This window comes from Janthinobacterium sp. BHSEK, from assembly GCF_056174685.1.
On the sequence record NZ_JBWBYV010000037.1, the window covers coordinates 21,147 to 27,821 of the forward strand.

Annotated in this window: 6 protein-coding genes; 3 read left to right on the forward strand and 3 right to left on the reverse strand. The window is 61.9% G+C overall.

Annotation, left to right across the window (positions count from 1 at the left end; all coding sequences use genetic code 11):
* Positions 1–64: 64 nt before the first annotated feature.
* The 3 genes from prpB to AC0V2Y_RS14595 form a co-directional block, all read right to left on the reverse strand.
* Positions 65–952, reverse strand: coding sequence for a methylisocitrate lyase (prpB, locus tag AC0V2Y_RS14585; protein ID WP_475417655.1), 888 nt, complete (start codon positions 950–952; stop codon positions 65–67).
* 347 nt (positions 953–1,299) lie between these two features.
* Positions 1,300–1,548, reverse strand: coding sequence for a hypothetical protein (locus tag AC0V2Y_RS14590; RefSeq protein WP_034783948.1), 249 nt, complete (start codon positions 1,546–1,548; stop codon positions 1,300–1,302).
* Positions 1,549–1,672: 124 nt separating this feature from the next.
* A complete protein-coding gene (locus AC0V2Y_RS14595) occupies positions 1,673–1,909 on the reverse strand; it encodes a hypothetical protein (RefSeq protein ID WP_070257673.1) in 237 nt (78 codons plus the stop codon).
* A gap of 166 nt (positions 1,910–2,075) precedes the next feature.
* Here AC0V2Y_RS14595 and AC0V2Y_RS14600 point away from each other — a divergent pair, with 166 nt between their 5' ends.
* The 3 genes from AC0V2Y_RS14600 to AC0V2Y_RS14610 all read left to right on the forward strand — a co-directional run bounded on the left by AC0V2Y_RS14600 (position 2,076) and on the right by AC0V2Y_RS14610 (position 6,663).
* Positions 2,076–2,933 carry an MBL fold metallo-hydrolase gene (locus tag AC0V2Y_RS14600; RefSeq protein ID WP_475417654.1) on the forward strand — a complete coding sequence of 286 codons (858 nt, stop codon included), beginning with the start codon at positions 2,076–2,078 and terminating at the stop codon, positions 2,931–2,933.
* 141 nt (positions 2,934–3,074) lie between these two features.
* Entirely contained in the window at positions 3,075–5,204 is a 2,130-nt protein-coding gene (locus AC0V2Y_RS14605) for a T6SS effector phospholipase Tle3 domain-containing protein (RefSeq protein WP_475417653.1), read from the forward strand.
* Positions 5,205–5,334: 130 nt separating this feature from the next.
* Positions 5,335–6,663 carry a hypothetical protein gene (locus tag AC0V2Y_RS14610; protein WP_475417652.1) on the forward strand — a complete coding sequence of 443 codons (1,329 nt, stop codon included), beginning with the start codon at positions 5,335–5,337 and terminating at the stop codon, positions 6,661–6,663.
* Positions 6,664–6,675 lie beyond the last annotated feature (12 nt).

Here is a 6,675-nt window from a genome sequence, read left to right on the forward strand (position 1 = left end):
TGAATAGTCTCGGGTGCGTCACTGCGGGACCGGCATGCGGTCCCTGCTTCTTGCTTATTTCTGCTTATTTCTTTTGCGCGGCGAACAGCGCGTCCAGTTTCTGCTCAAAATCATGATAGTTGATCGATTCATACAGTTCCATGCGCGTCTGCATGGTGTCGACGACATTCTTTTGCGTGCCGTCGCGGCGCAGCGCCCGGTAGACGTTTTCCGCCGCCTTGTTCATGGCGCGGAAGGCCGACAGCGGGTACAGGGCCAGGCCCACATGGGCGCTGCGCAGCTCGTCCAGGGTGAACAGCGGCGTGGCACCGAATTCCGTGATATTGGCCAGGATCGGCACGTTGACGGCCTTGGCGAAGGTGGCGTACATGTCCAGGTCCGTGATGGCTTCCGGGAAGATCATGTCGGCGCCCGCTTCGACGCAGGCGACGGCACGCTCCAGTGCCGCGTCCAGGCCATCGACGGCCAGCGCATCGGTGCGCGCCATGATGACGAAATTCGGGTCCGTGCGCGCATCGACGGCCGCCTTGATGCGGTCGACCATCTCTTCCTTGCTGACGATTTCCTTGCCCGGACGGTGGCCGCAGCGCTTGGCGCCCACCTGGTCTTCGATGTGCAGGCCGGCGGCGCCGAACTTGATCATCGATTTCACCGTGCGCGCCACGTTGAAGGCGGAGGAACCGAAGCCCGTGTCGGCGTCGACCAGCAGCGGCAGGTCGCACACGTCGGTGATGCGGCGGATATCGGTCAGCACGTCGTCCAGGCTGGAAATGCCCAGGTCGGGCAAGCCCAGCGAGCCGGCCGCGACGCCGCCGCCGGACAGGTAGATGGCTTTATAGCCGGCGCGCTTGGCCAGCAAGGCGTGGTTGGCGTTGATGGCGCCGACGACTTGCAACGGGGATTCTTCCTGGACGGCCTTGCGGAATGCGGCACCTGCGGAGTATTGAGTCATGTGTTCACCTTATGGGTTTCGGATGGTCCCGAATGTTTCACGGAGTGGCTATGAGCATCAGTATTGCAAATGCCGTGCCAGCACCATGCGTCCGCGCGGAAAAATTCGCCACGGCACAGTGAAAACCGGGTGAAATGGGCACGCAGCGGCGCTGCAGGCGCTGCCACGCCAGGGAACAGCGATGTCACGATGCAGGTCAACGATGTTTCAAATATGTTTCAATCATTCCATTTGAAAAATTGAAACATGAAACGTGCCGGGCTGCCACCGGGCAGGCGGGACGCCGGGCGCGCGCATAAAAAAACAGCCGGCGGGCGCCGGCTGCAGGTTTGCTGGAAATGCAGGGTCTACGCCAGCCGCACCAGCGGATTGGCGATGATGTTGTCGATCTGGCGCACGGCTTCTTCGCAGGCGGCGGCAATGGCGCCCTCCTCGTCGTCGCGCACGAACTGCATGGTCGAGCCTTCGAATACTTCCAGGCCTTCCGCCGTGGCGCGTTCGATGTCGCAACTGGCCGACCATTTGCCATCGGTGGTGGGCACGGCCAGGGGAACGATTTCCCAGCCTTTATAGTGAATTTTAGAACTGCTATCCATGGGGTGCCTCCTTGGTGACTGACTCAATACTGGAAATCGTAGCATGAAGCGGGACCGCTAGCGACGTGTTTCACGCGTCGGCGCGCTGTCAGGCCGACTTTCGGGCTAAACGATTTACGCTGTCTCAAGGACGCAGCAGATTATCCACTTCCGTCCTGGCCACTTCCAGGCCCGCCGTGCAAGCGGTCTCGGGCGCCGCGTAGCCGCCCAGGGTGCGGCTGCGCGTGATGGCCTGCGCTTCCGGCTCACCCTCGCGCTGCAGGCGGTAGGTAAAATCCCATAAATCGTCATTGTCCTTTTGCGGGGTCACGGAAATCGTAAAACCGCGGTACTGTTCGCTGCGTGCAGTGATATCGTTCATGAATTCCTCCTTGGAAGAATGAGGTTACCATGCTGCAAGCGCGAGCATGCGCACGGCTGCGACGGGGGCTTATCTGTTTTTCGCATGTCAAATGTCAATTTGCAGCATTTTTTTAGCGAACTCTGGCGATATAATGCCATTCCCTTGCCCGTCCCTTGCCGCCGCGATGACTCCACAAATCCAAGCCTTCTTCGACCCGACCACCGCCACCGTCACCTATGTTGTCTACGAGGCCGATGGCCGGGACTGCGCCATCATCGATTCCGTGCTCGACTACGACCCCAAGGCGGGGCGCACCTCGACCGCCTCGGCCGACAAGGTGATCGCCTTCGTGCGCGAACACGGCTTGCAGTGCCGCTGGCTGCTGGAAACCCACGCGCACGCCGACCACTTGTCCGCCGCGCCCTACCTGCAGCAGCAGCTGGGCGGCGACGTGGCCATCGGCGCCGCCATCCAGACGGTGCAGCAGGCCTTCGCCGCCGTCTACCACCAGGACGGCGCCAAAGCCGACGGCTCGCAGTTCGACCAGCTGTTCGCGCCCGACCAGGTGTTTCATATCGGCAAGCTTGAAGTGCGCGCGCTGCACGTGCCGGGCCACACGCCGGCCGACCTGGCGTACCAGATCGGCGACGCCGTGTTTGTCGGCGACACCCTGTTCATGCCGGACGTGGGTTCGGCCCGCTGCGACTTCCCCGGCGGCTCCGCTTCCCTGCTATACCGCTCCGTGCGGCGCCTGCTGGCCCTGCCGCCGCAAACGCGGCTGTTCATGTGCCACGACTACCCGCCCAACGGCCGCGCCCCGCGCTGGGAAGTGACGGTGGCCGAACAGCGCGCCAGCAACATCCACTTGCGCGACGGCATCACGGAAGAGCAATTCGTAGCCATGCGCACGGGCCGCGACGCCACCCTCGACATGCCGACCCTGATCCTGCCCGCCATCCAGGTCAACATCAACGCGGGCAAGCTGCCCGAGCCGGAAGACAACGGCGTGCGCTACCTTAAAATACCGCTGAACGCGATCTGATCCCTGCGGGCACTGCCCGCCCGCCTCCCCTCCTTTCTTGACACCACGCAAGTTCCACCTCAGGCAATCCGCATACAGTGCAGATTGCCTGAATTCACTTTGGCGCCGCTTTTTCCTGCTTAACGCTGACGGAGCGCCCGCATGTCGCCCGACCCTACGCTCGATACGAATTGCCTGCTGCTGGCCGAAGCCGAAGGCACGGCCTTGTTCAGCCACGCGCTGCTCCAGGCCGTCACGCGCCTGCCGCGCCCCGGCATCGTCATCTTCGTGCATGGCGTCAATTCCGATGGCGAATGGTATGAGCAAGCGGAGCAAGGCCTGTGCGCCGGGCTGAATGCCCGTCTGAAGCGCCGCGACGAGGATATGGCGATCCCGGGCCCGGCCGCCGGAAAGATGCAGGCCGCTACTTACGCGCGCGAATTGACGGATGACGGCTTCCTCAATCCCAAGCGCAACGCCACCACCTTCCTGCAGGCGGACGACGCCAATTCGCCCGTGATCCGCTTTCGCTGGGGCTACAAGGCCAACGGCGAGGAATTGCAGGCATTCGGCGACGGCATCTATCTGAACGAAAAGAATTACTGGGGCGGCGGGCCGTTCGCCAACGGCTGCAGCGCCCTGCCTGACCTGTGGAACCAGGGCTTGTCGGAGGAGCTGTTCCTGTGGATGCATATCCAGCACATGAACCCGACGAATGACCGGCAAGTGTATGCCTGCCCGCCGCGCCCGTACTTCGTGTTCGCCGCCTGGCGCCTGGCACATCTCGTACAGTCGATACGCGCTTGCCAGCACGACGCGCCCGTCACCATCGTCTGCCATAGCCAGGGCAATATGGTGGCCATGGCGGCCGCCTTTCTCGGCGAAACGCTGGGCGCTTCCGCCGTGGCCGACAGTTACGTGCTGTGCAACCCGCCCTACAGCCTTCTCGACAGCAACTTCACGGAAAACTGGGTCAGCGGCCATCTGAAGGATGAGCATGGCAACACGGGCCGGCAAAAGTATGAGGCGCGCACGCAAACCTTGAAAGCGTTTTTCAATATCTTGCGCACCCGTCCGGCCATGCAGCAGGATGCCGCCTTTGTCGACGAGTACAGCGCCAATCGCAAGCCTGCACGCAAGGACAGCTATACGGCCGCGTTCGACCGCGCAGACTACGGTTTGCATGGCTCCACCTATGGCCGGGTTACCTTGTATTTCAATCCGCACGACCAGGTGATTTCCGCCACGCCCGTGCAGGGCATAGGCTGGCGCGGCATGTCGGCACAGGAAATTGCCGATACGGGCGGCGAAGGGATCTTCACCCAGCGCGTGTTTGCGCAAAATCACCTTGTCGGCCAGGAAGATGAGAAGGACTACAATATCTGGCAGCCCAATGGCCAGCCCTTGACGCCGGACAGCCTCGATTTCTGGCACCCGCGCTCGCTGGTCGCCGAGTACTCGATCGAAAAGGGCATGCGGGCCAGCAAAGGCATCGGCCGCAAGATACTGACCTTTCTGTTTGCGCCCATCGTCATCATTCTCGCCAAGACTGCCGGCACGCGCATCAACGCCCTGCCGCCCAAGACCTGGCGGCTGCCGATGAAGGCGCCCAAGCTGCCCGAGCCCTTCCTGCCGCGCTCGAAGCGCTATGCCGACACGAGCGAACAATTTGACGAAGACTGCGATGCCCCCGCCGACTCCCTGCACAAGGACCGCGCCGCCGAAGCCGACGATGCGTATGCGCCTTACCGATCCCAGGGCAAGGGCGATGCGCAGACCGAGGCGGCGCTGCGCTACGAACAGAATGGCATGCTGCGCATGCAGGCCAGGCGCGACGGCTGGGTCGAAAAAGGCAAGACTGTGACGGCGGTGGACGAGCCGGAGGAGGCTAGCAAGGAATTCAATGCCTGGCGCAAGAACGAAATCCAGAGCTACCTGGCCGCCAATATCGACACCCACGCCACCGATCACTCGACCATCATGACCAATCCCGAGCATGCGGAAAAGGCGCTGGCGTATGACGTGGCGGTGGGGGTGTGCACGATCAGGCGGGAGGAACTGCAGGAATTAAGGGTTGCGGCGGATTGGAGCCTGTTGAAAGGCGCATCTTTCGAGTCTGGAGAGTTCTTTGAATACTACGACAATGGCACATTTAAAAATGTATCTTTATTTACATGGGCAAATGACAAAGACAGCCCTGCCAGAAAACCAAAAAGCATCGTTGACGAGCGCCAGAATGCCAGGCCTGCCGACCCTTCCACCAACTTTGCACTGAGGACTGACGGTGCGTAAGTTCATTGCCACGCCGCGCCAGCGACTGGTCTGGGCGCTCACCACATTTCTCTTCGTCATTTTCCTGGCACTTTGGTCCATCTGGCCGGAATATGCCGGTCACCAGTACGCCCATTCACTTGGAGAATTCATGAAACAGTTCCTCGCGCTGCCCATGCTCGCCGCTTTCTCCATGTTTGCGCTATTGACGGCCTGTGCCGTGAAACCTGCGCAGAAAGAAGACGATCTCCCAACAATCACGGCCCACGTTCCCTTCCGGGCACAAGTGGTGGGCCTGCAGTGGCTCAATCCGCTGCAGCGGCTCGACTATCCGACCGAGTGGCAGTTGCTCTGGACGCTCGGCCTGGCCAAACCCAACAAGAATGACGATATGGTCAGGACGGATCCCAGGGGTTTCAGCACCCTGCAGGCCGTCGCCCCCATTGCCCACGATATCAATGGCAGGGAAACGTTCAAGGGCTATCACCATAAGTATCTGCGCGAGCTGATGACCAATTTTCACGACATTTACTATTCCAGCCCCACCTACTTCTACCATGTCTATCCCAAGGATAAAAAACAGAACTGGCGTGAACTGGCAGGCATCCGCGTGGAATATGCCCTGCCTGAAGGGAAATTCGATCTGGCAGAAGTACACCAATTCACGCAGCAAACCATCACCGATACCTTCAGCATCGGCAATACCAATTTCCCCACCCTCTGGACCCGCGCCACCCCGCCCGACGTGCGCATCACCCTGGGCGGCAACAATGCGGGCTTCGTCTCCCTGAAAGCCGCGCTGGCCTACCTGGAAACGCATCCGCAGAAAACCGTGTGGGTCATGAACTGGGACGCGCCGAGCCGGCCGAAACCCATGCAGATCAATGAAAACCTGGTGCTGCTCGTGCTGGCCGGCCCCGGCTACAAGACGGAACGGGCGGCGCTGGCGTGGATAGGCTATCCGGCCACGAAAAGCGTGGCCGATTTTGCGCTGGCCAAGGACAAGCCGCCGCGCGCCGTGCAGGCGTGGCAGGCGGCGTTCGCCGAGGCGGCGCGCCTGGGCGGCAAGACGGAAGAAGACATCGGCTACGTCATCCACGACGCCAACAAAACCTTGCCCGCCTCCTCCGACCGGCTGCGCCAGCTGGCGCATGCCTTGAGCCTGGAAGTGCCGGGCTTCGACTTCCTGCCGCAGACCTTCAATACGCCGGCCCTGCTGGGCGAGATGGGCGCCGGCACGGCGCTGACCAATGTCGCCCTGGGCATCGCCCATGCCAACCACGTCGGCCAGTCCGTGCTGGTGGCGGGCACCAGTGATCCTGACAGCGTCACGGGCGTGCTGGTCACGCCACCGGCAACGGTGCGCCCCATCGCCCACGACAAGCCGTGGTTCCGCGCGCGCGGCGAAAACCATGCCTACTTGCCCTGGTGGGGCATCCGCCACGACACGGCGGACGACATGCAGGGGTACTCAAAATAAAGGCCGGGGCGC

Bases quoted from the DNA above. Each gene is read 5' to 3' on its own strand.
- prpB (WP_475417655.1), bottom strand. From the start codon at position 952: ATGACTCAATACTCCGCAGGTGCCGCATTCCGCAAGGCCGTCCAGGAA.
- AC0V2Y_RS14590 (WP_034783948.1), bottom strand. From the start codon at position 1,548: ATGGATAGCAGTTCTAAAATTCACTATAAAGGCTGGGAAATCGTTCCC.
- AC0V2Y_RS14595 (WP_070257673.1), bottom strand. From the start codon at position 1,909: ATGAACGATATCACTGCACGCAGCGAACAGTACCGCGGTTTTACGATT.
- AC0V2Y_RS14600 (WP_475417654.1), top strand. From the start codon at position 2,076: ATGACTCCACAAATCCAAGCCTTCTTCGACCCGACCACCGCCACCGTC.
- AC0V2Y_RS14605 (WP_475417653.1), top strand. From the start codon at position 3,075: ATGTCGCCCGACCCTACGCTCGATACGAATTGCCTGCTGCTGGCCGAA.
- AC0V2Y_RS14610 (WP_475417652.1), top strand. From the start codon at position 5,335: ATGAAACAGTTCCTCGCGCTGCCCATGCTCGCCGCTTTCTCCATGTTT.